Genomic DNA, 18,766 nt, shown 5'->3' on the forward strand with positions numbered 1-18,766 from the left:
AGAGCAAAATATTGGAGAAACGAATGAGTAAGAAAAATATCAATAAAGTGGTCGTGGCGTATTCTGGCGGTCTGGATACCTCGGTGATTATTCCTTGGCTAAAAGAAAACTATGATTGTGAAGTGATTGCCTTTGTCGCCGATGTCGGCCAAGGAGAGGAAGAGCTAGAAGGGGTGGAGCAAAAGGCCAAAGCTTCAGGTGCGTCAGAATGTTATGTTGTTGATCTCAAAGAGAAGATGGTTGCGGATTATATCTACCCAACATTAAAAACCGGCGCTTGCTACGAAGGCAAATATCTACTCGGTACTTCTATGGCTCGTCCTATTATCGCCAAAGCTCAAGTGGAAGTAGCGCGCAATGTTGGCGCTGATGCTCTGTGTCATGGCTGCACGGGTAAAGGGAATGACCAAGTACGTTTTGAGGGAGCTTTTGCAGCCCTTGCCCCGGATCTTACCGTGATAGCTCCATGGAGAGAGTGGGACTTAGTCAGCCGTGAACAATGCTTGGATTATCTTGCGCAGCGTAATATTCCTTGCGTCGCTTCTCTGACCAAAATTTATTCCAGAGATGCCAATGCTTGGCATGTATCGACGGAAGGGGGCGTGCTGGAAGATACTTGGAATGCACCCAATGAAGATTGTTGGGTATGGACGACGGACCCAGAGCAGGCACCAAACGAAGCGGAATACGTGACTTTGAAAGTGGCCAACGGCGCTGTGACTGAAGTTGATGGTGAGAGCATGACGCCATACAACGCGCTTGTGTATCTCAACGAAAAAGGTGCCAAACACGGTATTGGGCGTATCGATATTGTAGAAAACCGTTTGGTGGGGATTAAATCTCGAGGTTGTTACGAAACCCCGGGCGGCACCATCATGATGGAAGCTCTACGAGCGGTGGAACAGCTGGTACTGGATAAAACCAGTTTCGAGTTTCGCGAAGAACTCGCATTGAAAGCTTCCCACCTTGTCTATGATGGTCGCTGGTTCACGCCGCTTTGTAAATCGGTTTTAGCAGCCTCTGAAGAGCTGGCCAAAGATGTCAATGGTGAAGTGGTGATCAAGCTATACAAAGGCCAAGCGAGCGTGACGCAGAAGCGTTCAAACAACAGCCTATACTCTGAAGAATTCGCCACATTTGGTGAAGATGAGGTCTACGATCAAAGTCATGCTGGTGGATTTATTCGTTTGTATTCTTTGGCGAGCAGAATCAGAGCACTCAACGACAAACACTAACATTATAGATATAACAACAATTCACCAATAAACGACGGTCAGGATCTAGCCTTGCTAGATCCGTTTTTATCACTGGGAGAGAGACAATGGCACTATGGGGCGGTAGATTTACCCAAGCAGCAGATACAAGGTTCAAAGAGTTTAATGATTCATTGCGCTTTGATTACCGATTGGCTGAGCAAGACATTGTTGGCTCAATTGCCTGGTCGAAAGCCTTGCTGTCGGTGAATGTATTAGATGAAAAAGAGCAGCAAAAGCTCGAACTTGCGTTAAATGAGCTGAAATTAGAAGTGATGGAAGACCCGAGTCAAATCTTGCATTCTGCCGCAGAAGATATTCACTCCTGGGTTGAGCAGCAGTTGATCAAAAAAGTGGGCGATCTAGGCAAGAAGCTACATACAGGTCGCTCTCGCAACGATCAGGTGGCGACAGACCTCAAATTGTGGTGTCGCCAGCAAGGGAATCAGCTACTTATTGCGTTAGATAAACTGCAATCTCAATTGGTGCATGTTGCCAGTCAGCATCAAGCCACAGTGTTGCCTGGGTATACCCATTTGCAAAGAGCGCAACCAGTGACATTTGCCCATTGGTGCTTAGCGTATGTTGAGATGTTCGAGCGTGATTATTCTCGTCTTTCTGATGCGATTAAACGTTTGGATACCTGCCCGCTAGGTAGCGGGGCCTTGGCTGGAACCGCGTATCCTATCGATAGGGAAAAACTGGCCCACCATTTAGGCTTTCGTCGCGCAACCAGAAATTCGCTAGATTCTGTGTCTGATCGCGATCATGTCATCGAGCTCATGTCGGTTGCGTCGATGTCTATGATTCATTTGTCACGGCTTGCTGAAGACATGATTTTTTATAATTCAGGCGAAGCGAACTTTATTGAGCTAGCCGATACGGTCACTTCGGGCTCTTCATTGATGCCACAGAAGAAAAACCCAGATGCGCTAGAGCTGATTCGGGGTAAAACGGGCCGCGTTTATGGTTCTTTGGCGAGCATGATGATGACGGTGAAAGCCTTGCCGCTCGCGTATAACAAAGACATGCAAGAAGACAAAGAAGGTCTATTTGACGCCCTCGATACTTGGAACGACTGTCTGGAGATGGCAGCACTGTGTTTTGATGGTATTAAAGTAAACCAAGAGCGAACATTAGAAGCAGCTCAGCAAGGTTATGCGAACGCCACTGAACTGGCAGACTATCTTGTAGCAAAGGGCATCCCGTTTAGAGAGGCGCACCATATTGTTGGTGTGGCGGTGGTGGATGCGATTGCGAAATCCTGTGCGTTGGAAGAGATGTCGCTGCTTGAACTAAAAGCGTTTTCTGATGTGATTGAACAAGATGTCTATGACATATTGACCATTGATTCCTGCCTTGAAAAACGCAGCGCGCTAGGCGGTGTTTCGGCCAAGCAAGTGTCTTTTGCGCTGGCACAGTTTAATAAACGCTTGTCTCAGCGCGATAATTTATCGGTAAAAGTGCGAGCGGCGCGGTTAACCGATATCGAAGCGCTGGAAGGTATGGTGGCGTATTGGGCGAGCTTAGGAGAAAACTTACCACGTTCAAGAAGTGAACTGATTCGTGATATTGGCTCTTTTGCCGTTTCTGAGCATCATGGGGAAGTGACTGGATGCGCGTCTTTATATGTGTACGATTCGGGTTTGGCAGAAATTCGCTCTTTGGGTATTGAAGCTGGCTGGCAAGGTCAGGGGCAAGGTAAGGCTATCGTGCAATACTTGGTCAATAAAGCCAGGCAGATGGCAATCAAGAAGGTCTTTGTACTGACAAGAACGCCTGAATTTTTTATGAAGCAGCACTTTATACCAACGTCCAAATCCTTATTGCCTGAGAAAGTGCTGAAAGATTGTGAGCAATGTCCTCGTCAGCATGCTTGTGATGAAGTGGCGCTGGAAGTGAATTTGGTCGAGCAGGTTATTGCCAAATGCAGCGTTGCATAATATGTTGATTTTTAATGCTTATTTAAAAACATTAAAAATAATTACAATTTTAGGGAACATTTAGAAAAGCGGTTGGTCTATTAAAATACCACTGCTTTTTCTTAGAAAGTTCTAAGAAAGCCCCAAACCAGTATTGGATTTGGGGCTTTTTTCTGTCTGATGTTTGGCAAGCTTAGCAACCAGGGCCACAGTCTAGGCAATGCTTGATCATTTCTGGACCAAGATGCAGTTTTGCGTTGACATCTCTTAGCGCTGTGCGTACCCCTTCTTCAATCACAGGATGATAGAAGGGCATGTCCAACATTTCTGTAATCGTCATCTTATTTTGATGTGCCCATGCTAGCAGGTGGGCTAAGTGTTCTGCATTTGGTCCCATCATTTCAGCGCCAAGAAAACGTCCAGTGCCTTGCTCGGCGTAGACATGCAGCACACCTTTGTTTCTTAACATAACGCGAGATCGCCCTTGGTTTTCGAACGAGACCTCGCCAGTTGCAAAGCAGTCGCATGCGCCTAAACGCTCAGTCAATTGGCGGTAGCTTTCACCAACCATGGCTATTTGCGGATCAGAAAATACCGCAGAAATGGTTGAACGTCTGAGCCCGGCACGAATATCTGGAAAACGGCCAGCGTTATCGCCAGCAATTTTACTTTGGTCGGCCGCTTCATGTAGCAATGGAATTTGGTTACTTGCATCGCCCGCTATAAATACACTCTCTACCGATGTTTGCATGGTATACGGATCCGCGATAGGCACGCCTTTCTCATCTAATTTAATGCTGGTGTTTTCTATCGTTAGTTTATCCGTGTTTGGTCGTCGACCTGTCGCGGCTAATACGTAGTCGACAACAAATACTTCTAACTTGCCTTGATGGTTGATAAATTGAATCTCAACCTGCTCGCCATTAGGGCCAGAAACTTGCTTCATGCTTTCTATTTGAACATTGGCGTCTAAATAGAACTCTTCTTGAAAGGTCTTGTTCGCATACTGCATGACTTCTGGGTCTGTTAATGGTCCTACTTGTCCGCCGAGACCAAACACTTTAACGTCAACCCCCAGGCGGTGAAGTGCTTGGCCCAACTCCAGGCCAATAACACCAGGTCCAAATACCGCAACTGATCTTGGCAAGTCATCCCATTCAAATACGTCATCATTAATAATGAGACGCTCGCCTAATTCATTCCAAGCTGCGGGATAGGCAGGTCTTGAGCCAGTTGCAATAACAATTCTCTTCGCCTTTACCTGAGTATGATCGCCAACCAGCAGTGTTGTGTTATCGACAAACTGAGCGAATCCTGCCAGCTTGTCTTTTGCTGGGATTTCATCGACGCTTTCGAGTACAAAACCAACAAATCGGTCTCGCTCACGTTTAACTCTGTCCATCACCTCACGGCCATTAATCTTGGTTTCACCTTGAGGGTGAACGCCAAAGGCGTGGGACTTCTCTATTTGGTGGGCACTTTCTGCTGCGGCAATAAGGAGCTTGGATGGCATACAGCCGACTCGAGCACAGGTAGTGCCATAGACGCTACCCTCAATCATCACGACACTATCAGTATGTGCTTTTGCTGCACGATAGGCTCCTAATCCTGCGGTTCCACCGCCAATCACTGCCACATCTACATTCACTTGTTTCATTTTGCCCTCACTGAGCTACTACCGGTTGATTAAGAGCCCCAGCAAAAGCTGGGGGAGTTAGGCTGTTAATTTGCCGTTTGTGATCAGCTGATCGCGGCTAGGTAAGTATCTAACTCTTCGCTGCCACCTATGTGCTTACCGCCGACAAAGACTTGAGGCACAGTTGTTCTACCTGAGATGGCTCTTAAGCTAACCGTTGTTGCGTCTTTGCCTAGCACGACTTCTTCATATTGTAGCCCTTGATCGATCAGTGCTTGTTTTGCCTTAGCGCAGAACGGGCAACCTGGCTTAGTAAATACCGTGATGGATTCTTGGACTCTATGCTCTGGAGCAATGAAATTAAGCATAGTATCAGCGTCAGACACTTTGAATGGGTCGCCTGGCTCATTCGGTTCAATAAACATTTTTGCTACCACGCCGTTTTTCACTAGCATGCTGTAGCGCCATGAACGTTGTCCAAATCCTAGTTCATTTTTATCAACCAGCATGTCCATGCCTGCGGTGAACTCGCCGTTACCATCAGGTATAAAGGTAATGTTGTCCGCTTCTTGGTCGTTTTTCCATGCATTCATTACGAAGGTATCATTGACCGAGATACAAACAGTCTCATCCACGCCATACTGTTTAAATACCGCATCGAGCTCGTTATAGCGCGGAAGGTGGCTAGACGAGCAGGTAGGTGTGAATGCTCCGGGTAAGCTAAATACAATTACAGTTTTGTCTTTGAAGATATCATCAGTAGTCAACTTGACCCATGAGTCTCCTTGGCGGATAGGGAATGTGACTTGAGGTACTGGTTGGCCTTCTTTATTGATTGGCATAATAAATTCCTGGTAAATGGTTTGTAAGATATCGTGCTAACAGTCGTTAGTTACTGTTCTGTATTTGTTATATATATTATGATTAAGTAACATTGATAGTTCTAATCGTTTGGTTTTATCAATTCAATAGATAATACCTATCGGAGGCTGGATGAATATTCGGGATTTTGAGTACTTGGTTGCGCTCGCGGAACATAAGCATTTTCGCAAAGCAGCTGAAGCGTGTTTTGTTAGTCAGCCCACATTAAGTGGCCAAATTCGAAAATTGGAAGATGAAATTGGCACACCGTTATTAGAGCGAAGTAGCCGTCGAGTATTGTTCACAGACTCAGGCCTTCAGCTTATCGAGCAAGCAAAAAAAATATTAAGGGAAGTGAAAGTCTTCAAAGAAATGGCTAACGAGCAAACCGGTGAGATGAGTGGGCCGATGAATATTGGCTTTATTCCCACTGTTGGGCCTTACATTTTGCCGAAAATCATTCCCGCGATTAAAGATGAGTTTAATGAGCTTGAGCTTTTCTTGCACGAGGCGCAAACCTCGCAACTTGTTCAGCAGTTAGAAGATGGCAAGCTTGACTGCTTAGTGTTGGCATCAGTAGAAGAAACGGAACCTTTTAAAGAAATAGAGATCTATGAAGAGCCGATGAGTATCGCAGTGCCTTGTGAGCATGAATGGGCAAAAAGGCCGGAAATCGATATGCATGAGCTCAATGGTAAAACCGTATTAGCGCTTGGTGATGGCCACTGCCTGCGAGATCAAGCGCTTGGCTTTTGTTTTGCCGCTGGAGCTAAAGACGATGAGCGCTTCAAAGCGACCAGTCTAGAGACGTTAAGAAATATGGTTGCAGCCGGGGCTGGCATCACCTTGCTACCTGAACTTTCTCTTCCTGCAGAAAAATTTAAAGATGGTGTATGCTACGTCAAGGCGGTAAACCCCGTCCCTACCCGCAGTATCGTGTTGGCCTATCGCCCTGGTTCACCGTTGAAAACTCGTTTCGAACAGCTCGCCAAATTTATTAAAGCCATACTGGACTAAGCATCTCCCGAGTGGTTGTGGCGTTAGTCACGAGTTGGTATTTGCTTCAACTTTACTTATACAGAAAAAAAAGAGAGCAGATCGGCTCTCTTTTTAACATTATTGATTCAATAACCAGAAAGATTTAGAAAATTTGCTCAGTAGCGGAGATGTTTTCTGAGCTACTGTCACTGGCGTATTTGGTTGGTTGAGTGCCTTTAACAAAGAACTCGAAACGCGTGGTGTAGTCGGTTTTATGAGTGAGCAGTCCTGTGGCTCGGTCAATTCGAACACGCACGATACCTGGAGGTAGCACCAACTCTTTTTCAGGATGATCTTTTAAAGCGATACGCATAAAGTCTATCCAAGCTGGCTCCGCGGTTTTTGCACCAGATTCAGCGCCAGATATCTGATCTTTACCTAAATTAGGGTTCCGTGTCGTTCTACCCAAATCGCGAGAGTGATTATCAAATCCAACCCATGCCGTTGCGACAATATCTGGACCAAAGCCGTTATACCAAGTGTCTTTTGAGTCGTTGGTAGTTCCGGTTTTACCTCCAATATCGCGGCGGTGAAGTACTTGAGCACGCCACCCAGTGCCATTCCAGCCCGTACCTTTGGACCAGTTGCCCCCACCCCAAATGTTGCTGTACAACATCTGTCTAACTAAAAACGCATTTTGTTTGGAAATAATACGTTTTGCGTAATGAGGTTTGGGTGCAACAGGTGTGGTTTGAGCGATCTCATCTTTATTGATCAAGGCGGTTGGTTGAATGGCTTGATCTATGGTTTGGCTATTAATTGCATCACTGGATGCGTTATTGCCTGCTGTGATGGTATTAAGCTGGTTGTCAGTGTCATTTGGTTTGACATCAACAGTTTGCGAGGTGCCATCTTCCGTAGTTGGCTTGGTCGCGTCTGGGACATCGGCTTCACACTCTTGTGATTGACACACAACGCTAGGGTTTGCTTGATATAGCAAATCGCCATATGGTCCGACTATCTTACTAATAAAGAATGGTTTAACAAAATAACCGCCATTAGCAAACACAGAGTAACCTTGAGCTAAGCGAACTGGTGTCAGGCTGCCAGCGCCAAGCGCGATGGTTTCAGAGTCCGGTAGCTGATCTAACTTGAAGCCAAATCGAGTTAGATAATGGCGAACGTTTTCAAGGCCAACCGCTCTTAGTACGCGAATTGCCATTACATTGATCGACTGAGCTAAACCAATGCGCAAGCGCGTTGGACCAAGATAAACTGGTGGTGAGTTTTGTGGACGCCATGCCGTGCCTTGGCTTTTATCCCACTTGTTTATTGGGGCGTCATTGATCAGAGTAGCGAGTGTCATGCCACTATTTAACGCATCGGAATAGATAAACGGTTTGATACTAGAACCCACCTGGCGAATGGATTGTGTGGCACGGTTAAACTTACTGTGCACATAGTTAAACCCACCGACCAGCGCTAAGATAGCCCCATTTTCAGGGTTCATCGCGACGAAGGCGGTATTGGCATTTGGAACCTGACTTAAGGCCCACATGGTCTCTGGGAAGTTATTCTGATCTTGTTTTGGTGTTGGCACTTGGCGAACCCAAACTTGCTGTCCTACCGCTAAAATATCATTGGCATTTTGTGGTGCAGGCCCTTGCTTGTCATCAGTAATGTATTTTCTTGCCCACTTCATGCCATCCCAAATGATGGTTTGTTGGCCGTGGCCTTTCACCCAGACTGTCGCACTTGTGTCATTAACTGTAGTGACGACTGCAGGATACAATTCACCGTAAGTTGGTGTCGATTTTAGCTCACTCTCGATTTCTTCTTGAGTAAATGGTGTTTGATTTGGCTGCCATAGTACTCGCTGTGGTCCACGATAACCATGTCTTTCCGTGTAGTTTAACAAGTTATCAATCGCGGCATTATTGGCTGCATCTTGTAGCTTCTCTGTTACCGTCGTGTAGATGTTTAAGCCAGATGTGTAGGCTTCTTCACCGTATCGAGCTACAGCCCATGCACGTGCCATTTCTGCGACATATGGTGCGTGAAGTTGAATTTCTGCTGGGTGGTAGCTGGCGACAACGGGCTCAGCTTTCGCTTGGTCAAATTGCTGCTTGGTGATGTAGTTTTCATCCAGCATGCGTTGAAGAACCGTATCACGTCGATCGGTTGCGCGTTTCACTGAGTAGATTGGATTCATCGTCGATGGGGCTTTTGGTAAGCCAGCCAGTACCGCGATTTGGCTTAAATCTAGGTCTTGTAGAGGTTTACCAAAATATACCTGAGCGGCAGCGCCGAAGCCATACGCTCGGTAACCAAGGAAAATCTTATTTATGTAAAGCTGAAGAATTTCGTTTTTCGTTAGCAGGTGCTCAATATGGACAGCTATGAAAATTTCTTTAATTTTCCTCATGATAGTTTTTTTATCTGAGAGGAAGAAATTTCTCGCTAATTGCTGAGTGATGGTACTGGCACCTTGTGTTGCGTGTCCTGTTATAGCGACCACAAAAGCGGCGCGAATGATGCCAATTGGATCAAATCCAGGGTGCTCATAAAAACGACTGTCTTCTGTCGCGATGAGCGCATTGATTAGGTTTTGTGGTATCTCATTAAAGGTAACGGGAATACGTCGTTTTTCACCATATTCGGCAATCAATTTCCCATTTTGACTAAATACTTGCATGGGGGTTTGCAAGCGAACATCTTTTAACGTGGCGACATCAGGAAGAGACGGCTTTACATACATATAGAGGGCAAAAATAGTGCCGACTCCAAGAACCGTGCAAACTAAGAAAAAAATAAACAATCGCTTAATGAACTTCACCGGAGAATCCCTGATTAGTTAAGGCTGCTGTACTGCAAGCCCTTATATTCTGAGCTAATAAATTTAGCTCAAAATCGAATGATAGTGTACGCATCATTCATTGTTATTATTCCTGAGCTAAGCGAACTTTGGAGCTCAGAGTAATGGGTAACTCTATGATTACTGGTTTGGACTTTAGCCCAAAAAGTGTCAAAGCTGTCGTCTTGAAGCAGGTTGGCCAAGGCGTCAAGCTTATTTGTCACAAAGAAATACCGATAGAATTTTACGTATTTTCTGATAACTTCTCGCAAGATTATCAGAAAACTGTAAAGAAACTCAAAGAACTGAGAAAGAGCTTGCCGTTTAATAGCAGCAAAGTGTCAGTTGCCATTGATGATACACAAGTAATATGCAAACAAATACAAATAGATAGTGCGCTACGAGGCAGCGAACGCTTCAATGCTATATTGCGGCTGATGTCGGAAGGGCTTTCATGTGCGATAGACGAGCTCAATATCGATTTTGTGGCAACTCGCACAACTGCCGACCATCTCACTTGTTATCTCGTTTACGCGGCGCAAAAGTCGTTTATCGAACAATATACGATGCTGTTAATGGAGTCGGGCTTTTATCCAATGTTGGTGGATAGTCAATCTCGCGCCCTGATGCGCTTGTGGCTATTGGCAAGCCGCTATTATAAGCGCACCAATTGGCTATTGGCCGACATATCATCTCATCGCATATCGATATGCATGTCAGCACCAGACGATGAGCTATTGAGCTTTTCAGCCACTATCGATCACCAAGGCTTGTCGTCGATATCAGACTATCTCACTCAAGCCATCGTTCAATTTAGGAATGATGTCGGTTTGGATGATCCAGTAGGATGTTGGCTAACTTGCGATAGGCCGATTAAACAGGCAGAAATCGAACTTGTCGTCCAGAAAAACAAATTGCAATGCCAGCTGATTTGCCCTTTCTCTCTGATAGCGCATGGTTTTGATGCCAATCGGCCACTGGGCCATCAGCACCACTCGTCGTTTGCGATTGCACTGGGTGCGTCGCTCAATGGGTTACATTGGTTAGGAGGGGACAGGTTTGCACAAGATAAACCTCTTGCCTTGGCGTGAGATTCGAATTCAAAAGACAAGACAGGCTGTTCTTGTCAGCCTTTCTATGTGTGTTGTGTTTTCAGCTGTATTGTTGCTGTTAGCTGAAAGACGGATACAACAGCAAATCGATGTGCAACGTGAGCGAAATGGTCGCCTAAACACACAAATTATGCATTATAGCCAGCAAATCACTTCCAGCAACGTCGTGACCAGTGAATTGCAAAGTTTGAATGCTGATGTGGTGACGATGGAGAAATTATTGAGGCAGCGCTATCAAGCAATGGTATTGATGAATGTGTTAGCTAACTTAGCGGTAAGAGGGGTATATATAGAAAAAATTATCGCTAACCACCACGAACTGCAAGTGTTTGGCAAAACGAATGATGCCAGAAACGTTTCCCATGCGATTGAAACCATGTTGCGTTCAACTTACGTCATCAATGCGCAATTACGCTCAATTAAGCAAAGTGTCGAGATGGACTCTCGCCATCTAAGCACCTTTTCTATCTCGTTTCATATGAATCTTGATGAGCAAGTGATCTCGTGAATGCAAAAGGTTAGGGAAAAACACGAAATTGCTATAGAAATGATTGCAAATGGCGGGATTTTCGCTAAATGTGCATTATTGTTAGGATTTTCGTTGATAACCTTGTGGCTAGGTTATTGGCTGTTTCTTTCCAGCAAAATCGACCAGCTGCAATCAAGTGTGTCTAATGAGCACAGACTTAAATCGGCCTTAGTGGCCAAAGGTCGACAGGTGATTGAACAGCACGAATTGTTGAATCAGTTGAAGTCACTGCGCCAGCGCAATGATGCGCTTGAGTCCCAACTCAGTAAGCGGCATGATTCAGCGCAATTTCTCAAAGATATGCACAATATTGCCAAGAGCACCAAGATCAATATTTCTCAACTGCAATGGAGGAGAATGAAGGTTCACACTCCCTTAATAATGTACCCATTTAGTATGAAAATTACTGGTAATTGGCGTTCTATTGGCCACTTTTTACATAAACTTGCTGAGTATCCAACACCGATTGTAGTGAAAGAGCTTATGTGGCATAGGGAGCATTTGGACAACGAATTACTCCAAGTGAATGTTGAAGCGAGGGTGCTTGTACACCAATAGCTGAGTTTAAAATTTCTTAAGGAGATAGGATGTCGCAGTGGAATGGCATGTGTTTATTTACAGCTCATCGTCTGCGTTTGCTTTTTGGGTTGTCTGTGACTTTGGCAGCTGTGAGTGCGTGTAAGGCTAACAGTGATTCGATTTCAGACTTTATCAATGCTACTGAAAACAAAATACATATCGCTAAAAATACACAAAGCGCGCCAGCTCTGGTTCGTCCTTATCTCAGCAAGTTTGACCTGAATAGCCCATCTCCTTTTTTAACGCCATCCTTTGTTCAGTCCCCTCCTTTATCCAAGGTTTGCCAGCAAAAGTCGCTATCGCCAAACAAGGTTCTTTTTTCTGGATATTCTTTGGCAGAGTTAAAGTATCGCGGTTTCGTCGAGCAAGCCAACGGAAAAATTGCGCTCATCCAAGCGCCAAGCGGTCAATTGCTCAGTGCTAGATTAGGTCAGTTAGTTGGGGTAAATCAGGCTGAAATTATCCATATCGAGGCTAATAGCATGGAAGTGGTCCAGCCAAGTGCAGATGACTGCTCTATACTTGATCGCACTCGATTATCTCGATGACAGTTAAAGATGCGAGTTGTCATGTTTTCTTCATGTATTCCACGTTTTACTCATTGCTTATTTATCGTTTTTGTTACTGTTGTTCTGTGGTTGGAGGCGTCAAGCAGTTATGCTGAGCCTATTTCTTTGCAGCAGTCAGCTCAGCGGCTAAAAGAGCTCAACCCATCAGATGATTTGTTGAGTCTCGATTTTCAAGACATTCCTATTCGAAATGCACTGCAATGGCTCGCTAGCAATAGTGGCATCAATATCGTTGTCTCAGACCAAGTGACAGGAAACTTGTCTATACGGCTTGAAAACGTTGAGTGGGCTCAAGCGCTTGATACTATTTTACATGCGAAACATTTAGTCAAACGTATCCAGGGTAACGTCATTGTGGTTACCACGCAGGAGGAAGACAAACAATATTTAGCTAGGCTAGCACAAAACGATAAACACACCCGAGTCTACCGCCTTCAATACGCGAATGTGGCAGATGTGGCAGGGCTAATCACAATGAAAAAAAGTGGTGAGTCTCAATCTCAGGCACTTCTATCAGATTCAGGCTCCTTTAGTGTGGATCACAATACCGCCACCTTGCTTGTGACTGATAGTGAGGAAAACCTTCAAGCCATCGATGCGCTGATTTCGACTCTGGATAAAGCAAAAAAGCAAGTGCAGATTGAAGCAAGAATTGTGTCAATTAAAGAAGGCAACTTGGATGAATTGGGCGTGAAGTGGAGCTATAATTCTATTGGCCAAATTGAAGGTGCGAATAACTTCGATGTGGATGCCTTAGCAAACAACGATATAGATAGCTTGTTTAATATCAATTTGCCAGCCACGACAACGGGCGCTGCGAGTTTGGCTTTTCAGGTGGCACAATTGGGCGCGGGTGCTTTATTGGATTTAGAACTTTCTGCCTTGCAAAGAGAGTCAAAAGCAGAAATAATCTCCACCCCTCGGCTAATTACTACCGAATTAAAACCTGCTTATATAGAGCAGGGCACGGAGATTCCTTATACGGAATCTTCGTCAAGTGGTGCAACTTCTGTATCATTTAAAAAAGCTGTATTGAGTTTGAAAGTCACACCTAAAATCATGCCGGACCATCGAGTTTTATTAGATATCGATGTAACGCAGGATCATCCTGGCGATGTTGTTAAAACGGGGACAGGAGAAGCTGTGGCGGTCAATACACAAAAAATTGGAACCCAAGTACTTGTTAATGATGGTGCAACTGTGGTGCTTGGGGGGATTCATCAGCATAGCGTAACAGAAACAACTGAAAAAGTGCCTTTTTTTGGGGACTTACCTTTGATCGGAGCTTTGTTTCGTCGTCATTATAAGCAAAAGACGAAGAGTGAGCTTATGATCTTTGTTACGCCCAAAGTGTTATACCCAAAGATGAATGTGACAAAAAAATAAAGTTGCATTAATGCCATCATATCTAGATAATTTCGGGTCTTATCACGAATTATCTGTGAGGAATAGGTGCCACAAGCGTCTTTAATGTTGGTTTAGACTAACTTTCTTGTGGCGATGTCATTGAATTAACGTTGTAAATTACTGCTTAACATGGCTGAGAAACGCAATATTTTCCTTGTTGGCCCAATGGGGGCTGGCAAAAGCACAATTGGTAGACACCTTGCTCAACAACTGCATATGGAGTTTGTCGACTCCGATTCAGTGATTGAAGAACGTACTGGCGCTGATATCGCCTGGGTCTTTGATGTTGAAGGTGAAGATGGGTTCCGTAAACGTGAAGAATCGGTCATCAACGATCTCACTGAGCAACAAGGTATTGTTCTAGCGACCGGTGGTGGTTCTATTAAGAGCCGAGACAATCGCAATCGTTTATCGGCGAGAGGTGTTGTTGTTTATCTAGAAACTACGATTGACAAACAACTGGCACGTACGAATCGAGACAAGAAACGTCCTCTACTACAAACTGACAACCCAAGAGAAGTTCTTGAAGACTTGGCGAGTGAACGTAATAGTTTGTATGAAGAAGTCGCCGATTATACCGTTCGCACTGACGATCAAAGTGCGAAAGTGGTAGCCAACCAAATAGTAAAAATGTTAGAAGAACGCTAACTGTCATTTTTATTTGGAGTGCAAGCCATGGATCGTATCACGGTCAGTTTAGGTGAGCGAAGCTACCCAATTTCTATTGGTGCCGGGTTATTTAATGACTCGGCCTACCTTTCCCCTTATCTATCTAGCAAACAAAAAGTTATTGTCATCAGTAATGAGACGGTGGCCCCCTTGTATGCAGATAAAGTCCTTGCACAACTGGCGCATCTCAATTGCTCCGCATCTTTGCTTGAGTTACCTGATGGTGAACAATACAAGTCGCTAGAGACTTTCAATACGGTCATGACATACATGCTTGAAGGCAACTATAGTAGAGACGTTGTCGTGATTGCTTTAGGTGGTGGCGTTATTGGAGATTTAGTTGGCTTCGCTGCTGCTTGTTACCAACGTGGTGTGGATTTTATCCAAATGCCGACTACTTTGCTCTCTCAGGTTGACTCTTCTGTCGGTGGAAAAACTGCTGTTAACCATCCGCTTGGCAAAAACATGATAGGGGCGTTTTATCAACCGAAAGCTGTAGTGATCGATATCAACTGCTTGGCGACACTGCCGGAACGAGAGTTTGCCGCAGGCATTGCTGAGGTGATCAAATACGGCATCATCTATGATGGCGACTTTTTTGTCTGGCTGGAAGATAACTTAGATAAGTTGTATGCCTTAGACGAAGAGGCTTTGACTTATGCCATTGGTCGTTGCTGTGAAATTAAAGCGGAAGTGGTGGCACAAGATGAAAAAGAGTCTGGAATTCGCGCCCTGCTCAACCTAGGTCACACTTTTGGACATGCTATCGAAGCAGAGCTTGGCTATGGCAAATGGCTGCATGGCGAAGCCGTGGCAGCAGGTACGGCAATGGCTGCAAAAACTGCGCAATATCAAGGTTTAATCTCGTCACAGCAAGTTGAACGGATTGTATCTATACTGACAAAGGCGAAATTGCCGGTTCACACTCCAGAAAGTATGTCTTTTGAAGATTTTATGCGACATATGATGCGAGATAAAAAAGTTTTGGCGGGTGAACTTAGGCTGATTTTACCGACAAGTATCGGTACGGCAGACGTAGTCAAAAACGTACCTGAATCCGTGATCAAAGACGCAATCGATTATTGTCGGGCACGGTAAGTTTACTTCTATCTATTCACTGGAAGGAGAAGCACCAAGGATGGCTGAATGAGTTTAGCGCATGAACTACGTGTGTTAGAGATTGAATCTCAAGTCGAACTGTTGGAACGTGTACAATTGCTGACCAATTTCGGTTCAAACTTGGTGACGATTAGGGGTGAACAAGGATCGGGTAAATCATGGATTGCTCACCGCTATTTGGAAGCGTGGTCTGAGGGGAAAAACCAAGCTTTACTGATGTGTCATCCTAGTCAGGATGATGAACAACACCGCTCGGTGCTCATTCCCCAGTTATTTTCTGAACCATTGTTTAATCCACAAGACAACTTGCCCGACAGCTTCACCTACTTACTAGAGGATGAAGCTTGCGACATCGTTATCGTTGTCGATGACGCACATCATCTGAGTGACGGGTTTATCGCAGAGCTTTGGTCACTGGTTCAACAAGCTCAATATTACTCAAATTGGACCCTCAATGTCCTTCTGTTTTCCGGCTCTAAGCACACCGAATCTGTTTTATCTCGCGTTAGCCAGCGCCATGAGCAAAAACCTATAGAAATTGAAATAGATACGTTAAATCAAGAAGAAGCTGATCGATTCTTTGAACAATTAGTGGTACGTTTTGTCGAAGATGACATGGAGCGACGAGTCAGAAATGCGTATCGTAAGGTTAAGTTGCTGCCCGGTGAAATTATGCGATTAGGAGAACAGAAAGTGACAAAGCGGATCATCATACGTTCGATGGTAGGATCGCCAAGTAAAATAGCCCTTTTAGTGGTTCTCATCGCCGTTATTATTGGCGGAGGCTATTGGTGGATGTTGGCTCAGCCCAACCCAGAGTCGAGCGCGCAAACCGCTCAAGAGCAAACCGCGATTCCAACCCTACCAAATACCGCCTCTAACGCTTCAACGACGGATGGCGCGAGTAAGACTGCATCGTCGAGCGCTTCAGCGACATCGACTCAAAACCCATTGGATAAAGCGGCTGTAGTTGATGATACTGCCTCTTTGCCACCTCAGGTTGTCGCAAAAGCGGCCAGTGTGGGTACCACTGACACAGATAAAAATCGTGTGGTTATCTCTTCAGCCATCGTCGATAAATTGATGCAAGATGAAGCATCGATACCAGCGACCAAAGCCAGCGACGCTAAGGCCGCTGCACCTGCTAACACAGCCAATGACGTGACCACTTCTACGCCAGCTGTGAGCCAGACATCCAGCGCCCCTTCTCAAGCACAAGCGTCGCCAACGCAGTCTGTCACTTTCTCGACTAAGCAATTGGAATCGTTTTCTCCAAGAAGTTATACCCTCCAACTCGCTGCGATGAATACGTTGCCAGAAGTGAAGCAGTTCATTGAAAAATATGACTTAAATAATAAGGTATTCGTTTATCCAACAGTCCGAAGTGGCAAAGATTGGTATATCGTCACTTACAACAACTACCCAACCATCCAGCTTGCGCGTGATGCGGTTGGCACCTTGCCGTCAGATTTACAAAGTGTCGGACCATGGGCCAAATCACTGAGCCAAGTACAAAGAGAAATCAATCGAGCGAATTAACGCTGAGCTTCATGCAAAAGTGTGCTACATTCCGCACCCTTATTGTCAAAATTGGTCACCAGACCTTAGGTAAATTGAGCGGGAAATGAAAAGAAGAGCCTTTCTTAAATGGGCGGGTGGGAAATATAGCCTCGTGGAAGATATTCAACGCCATCTGCCTCCTGCTCGAAAATTGGTTGAGCCTTTTGTTGGGGCAGGGTCTATCTTTCTCAACACCAATTATGATCAATACTTACTGGCAGATATTAACCCTGACTTGATTAACCTCTACAACTTGCTCAAAAAGCAGCCCAACACGTATATTTCAGAGGCTAAGCGGTGGTTTGTAGCGGATAATAACCGCAAAGAAGCGTATCTAAGCATCCGTAAACAGTTCAATCAATCAGATGATGTTATGTATCGCTCGTTGGCTTTCTTATACATGAATCGTTTTGGTTTCAATGGCTTGTGTCGTTATAACAAAAAAGGTGGCTTCAATGTCCCTTTTGGCTCCTACAAAAAGCCTTATTTTCCCGAAGCTGAGCTGGAGTTTTTTGCTGAAAAAGCGAAAAAGGCGACGTTTGTTTGTCAGAGTTATACCGAGACTTTTAAACGAGCGAGAAAGGGCGCTGTGGTGTATTGCGATCCTCCTTATGCGCCGCTTTCGACGACCGCTAATTTTACTTCCTATGCAGGTAATGGTTTCTCACTCGATGACCAAGCTGCATTGGCAGATGTGTCCGAAACTGCAGCAAAGAAACGTGGGATACCCGTGCTCATTTCTAACCATGACACCACGTTAACCAGGCGTTTATATCATGGAGCAACACTGAACGTGGTTAAGGTGAAACGGACAATCAGTCGCAACGGAAATGGCAGAAATAAAGTCGACGAGTTGTTGGCATTGTATTCATCAGATTGTAATTGATTCACCATGTATAGATTGAAATGATGGATAAACTCGCATTTCAATCTATGATATCTCAGCTGGCTTAGGTAGAATCAGGGCGTAAATCCATTTTGAATGAAGCGTCCAGATAACGTTTTACTGACGAGGCCAGACATGAAAGACTTTCTTATTGCTCCATCCATTTTATCCGCTGACTTTGCTCGTTTGGGTGAAGAAGTTGAAAACGTACTTGCCGCCGGAGCCGATGTCGTACACTTTGACGTTATGGATAACCACTATGTGCCGAACCTAACGTTTGGCGCACCAATTTGTAAAGCCCTTCGTGATTATGGCATCACCGCACCGATTGATGTGCACTTGATGGTCAAGCCCGTGGATCGCATTATTCCTGATTTTGCCAAAGCAGGTGCGTCTATGATTACCTTCCATGTTGAAGCGTCTGAGCATGTAGACAGAAGCTTGCAACTTATCAAAGATCATGGCTGTAAAGCAGGCGTTGTGTTAAATCCAGCAACACCACTTACTTGTCTGGATTACATCATGGATAAAGTGGATATGATCTTACTGATGTCAGTCAACCCAGGCTTTGGTGGCCAATCTTTCATTCCTCATACTCTCGATAAACTCAGAGCGGTGAAACAGCGAATTATTGAATCAGGGCGCGATATCCGCTTGGAAATTGATGGTGGTGTGAAAGTCGAGAATATTGCTGAAATTGCGGCAGCTGGCGCTGACATGTTTGTCGCAGGATCAGCGATTTTTGGTCAGCCTGACTACACGCAAGTCATTAATCAGATGCGTGCTGAGCTTGCTAAGATCAGCTAAGTTATTTTTCTTATGTGAATTTTGG

At 45.0% G+C, this 18,766-nt stretch carries 16 protein-coding genes; 13 read left to right on the forward strand and 3 right to left on the reverse strand.

Features of this window, described 5'->3' with window-relative positions; all coding sequences use genetic code 11:
• The first annotated feature begins 23 nt into the window (after positions 1-23).
• Complete coding sequence (locus M9194_RS03130; protein ID WP_250610944.1) at positions 24-1,235, forward strand: argininosuccinate synthase; 1,212 nt, start codon at positions 24-26, stop codon at positions 1,233-1,235.
• 86 nt (positions 1,236-1,321) lie between these two features.
• Positions 1,322-3,196, forward strand: coding sequence for an argininosuccinate lyase (gene argH, locus M9194_RS03135; protein WP_250610945.1), 1,875 nt, complete (start codon positions 1,322-1,324; stop codon positions 3,194-3,196).
• A gap of 172 nt (positions 3,197-3,368) precedes the next feature.
• On the opposite strand, the gene M9194_RS03140 is transcribed toward argH, so the two are convergent.
• Positions 3,369-4,832: a dihydrolipoyl dehydrogenase gene (locus M9194_RS03140; RefSeq protein WP_250610946.1), complete on the reverse strand. Its 1,464-nt coding sequence runs from the start codon at positions 4,830-4,832 to the stop codon at positions 3,369-3,371.
• Positions 4,833-4,915: 83 nt separating this feature from the next.
• The gene (locus M9194_RS03145) at positions 4,916-5,653 is read right to left on the reverse strand and encodes a glutathione peroxidase (protein ID WP_250610948.1); all 738 of its coding nucleotides are present in this window, start codon (positions 5,651-5,653) and stop codon (positions 4,916-4,918) included.
• 151 nt (positions 5,654-5,804) lie between these two features.
• Between M9194_RS03145 and oxyR the strand changes: the two genes are divergently transcribed.
• A complete protein-coding gene (oxyR, locus tag M9194_RS03150; protein WP_250610950.1) occupies positions 5,805-6,689 on the forward strand; it encodes a DNA-binding transcriptional regulator OxyR in 885 nt (294 codons plus the stop codon).
• Between the two features lie 124 nt (positions 6,690-6,813).
• Here oxyR and M9194_RS03155 read toward each other — a convergent pair whose 3' ends face one another.
• Positions 6,814-9,486, reverse strand: a complete 2,673-nt coding sequence (locus M9194_RS03155) for a penicillin-binding protein 1A (protein WP_250610952.1) — start codon at positions 9,484-9,486, stop codon at positions 6,814-6,816.
• 143 nt (positions 9,487-9,629) lie between these two features.
• Between M9194_RS03155 and pilM the strand changes: the two genes are divergently transcribed.
• From pilM to rpe, 10 genes are all read left to right on the forward strand, one after another.
• The gene (gene pilM, locus M9194_RS03160; RefSeq protein ID WP_250610953.1) at positions 9,630-10,595 is read left to right on the forward strand and encodes a pilus assembly protein PilM; all 966 of its coding nucleotides are present in this window, start codon (positions 9,630-9,632) and stop codon (positions 10,593-10,595) included.
• The gene (locus M9194_RS03165; RefSeq protein ID WP_250610954.1) at positions 10,564-11,124 is read left to right on the forward strand and encodes a PilN domain-containing protein; all 561 of its coding nucleotides are present in this window, start codon (positions 10,564-10,566) and stop codon (positions 11,122-11,124) included. Before pilM ends, M9194_RS03165 begins: the two co-directional genes overlap by 32 nt.
• On the forward strand, positions 11,125-11,703 hold the full coding sequence (locus tag M9194_RS03170; protein ID WP_250610955.1) for a type IV pilus inner membrane component PilO: 579 nt from the start codon (positions 11,125-11,127) through the stop codon (positions 11,701-11,703).
• Positions 11,704-11,732: 29 nt separating this feature from the next.
• Positions 11,733-12,272, forward strand: a complete 540-nt coding sequence (locus M9194_RS03175; RefSeq protein ID WP_250610956.1) for a pilus assembly protein PilP — start codon at positions 11,733-11,735, stop codon at positions 12,270-12,272.
• Positions 12,273-12,293: 21 nt separating this feature from the next.
• A complete protein-coding gene (locus M9194_RS03180; RefSeq protein ID WP_250610958.1) occupies positions 12,294-13,679 on the forward strand; it encodes a type IV pilus secretin PilQ in 1,386 nt (461 codons plus the stop codon).
• Between the two features lie 150 nt (positions 13,680-13,829).
• A complete protein-coding gene (aroK, locus tag M9194_RS03185) occupies positions 13,830-14,348 on the forward strand; it encodes a shikimate kinase AroK (protein WP_250610959.1) in 519 nt (172 codons plus the stop codon).
• Between the two features lie 27 nt (positions 14,349-14,375).
• On the forward strand, positions 14,376-15,467 hold the full coding sequence (aroB, locus tag M9194_RS03190; RefSeq protein ID WP_250610960.1) for a 3-dehydroquinate synthase: 1,092 nt from the start codon (positions 14,376-14,378) through the stop codon (positions 15,465-15,467).
• A gap of 48 nt (positions 15,468-15,515) precedes the next feature.
• Positions 15,516-17,027, forward strand: coding sequence for an SPOR domain-containing protein (locus M9194_RS03195; RefSeq protein ID WP_250610961.1), 1,512 nt, complete (start codon positions 15,516-15,518; stop codon positions 17,025-17,027).
• A gap of 85 nt (positions 17,028-17,112) precedes the next feature.
• Positions 17,113-17,934 carry a Dam family site-specific DNA-(adenine-N6)-methyltransferase gene (locus M9194_RS03200; protein WP_250610962.1) on the forward strand — a complete coding sequence of 274 codons (822 nt, stop codon included), beginning with the start codon at positions 17,113-17,115 and terminating at the stop codon, positions 17,932-17,934.
• Positions 17,935-18,069: 135 nt separating this feature from the next.
• Entirely contained in the window at positions 18,070-18,741 is a 672-nt protein-coding gene (rpe, locus tag M9194_RS03205; RefSeq protein ID WP_250610963.1) for a ribulose-phosphate 3-epimerase, read from the forward strand.
• Positions 18,742-18,766: the final 25 nt, after the last annotated feature.

It is taken from the genome of Vibrio sinus (assembly GCF_023634645.1).
Taxonomy (GTDB): Bacteria; Pseudomonadota; Gammaproteobacteria; order Enterobacterales; family Vibrionaceae; genus Vibrio; species Vibrio sinus.

Bases quoted from the DNA above. Each gene is read 5' to 3' on its own strand.
- M9194_RS03130 (WP_250610944.1), top strand. From the start codon at position 24: ATGAGTAAGAAAAATATCAATAAAGTGGTCGTGGCGTATTCTGGCGGT.
- argH (WP_250610945.1), top strand. From the start codon at position 1,322: ATGGCACTATGGGGCGGTAGATTTACCCAAGCAGCAGATACAAGGTTC.
- M9194_RS03140 (WP_250610946.1), bottom strand. From the start codon at position 4,832: ATGAAACAAGTGAATGTAGATGTGGCAGTGATTGGCGGTGGAACCGCA.
- M9194_RS03145 (WP_250610948.1), bottom strand. From the start codon at position 5,653: ATGCCAATCAATAAAGAAGGCCAACCAGTACCTCAAGTCACATTCCCT.
- oxyR (WP_250610950.1), top strand. From the start codon at position 5,805: ATGAATATTCGGGATTTTGAGTACTTGGTTGCGCTCGCGGAACATAAG.
- pilM (WP_250610953.1), top strand. From the start codon at position 9,630: ATGGGTAACTCTATGATTACTGGTTTGGACTTTAGCCCAAAAAGTGTC.
- M9194_RS03170 (WP_250610955.1), top strand. From the start codon at position 11,125: ATGCAAAAGGTTAGGGAAAAACACGAAATTGCTATAGAAATGATTGCA.
- M9194_RS03175 (WP_250610956.1), top strand. From the start codon at position 11,733: ATGTCGCAGTGGAATGGCATGTGTTTATTTACAGCTCATCGTCTGCGT.
- M9194_RS03180 (WP_250610958.1), top strand. From the start codon at position 12,294: ATGTTTTCTTCATGTATTCCACGTTTTACTCATTGCTTATTTATCGTT.
- aroK (WP_250610959.1), top strand. From the start codon at position 13,830: ATGGCTGAGAAACGCAATATTTTCCTTGTTGGCCCAATGGGGGCTGGC.
- aroB (WP_250610960.1), top strand. From the start codon at position 14,376: ATGGATCGTATCACGGTCAGTTTAGGTGAGCGAAGCTACCCAATTTCT.
- M9194_RS03195 (WP_250610961.1), top strand. From the start codon at position 15,516: ATGAGTTTAGCGCATGAACTACGTGTGTTAGAGATTGAATCTCAAGTC.
- M9194_RS03200 (WP_250610962.1), top strand. From the start codon at position 17,113: ATGAAAAGAAGAGCCTTTCTTAAATGGGCGGGTGGGAAATATAGCCTC.
- rpe (WP_250610963.1), top strand. From the start codon at position 18,070: ATGAAAGACTTTCTTATTGCTCCATCCATTTTATCCGCTGACTTTGCT.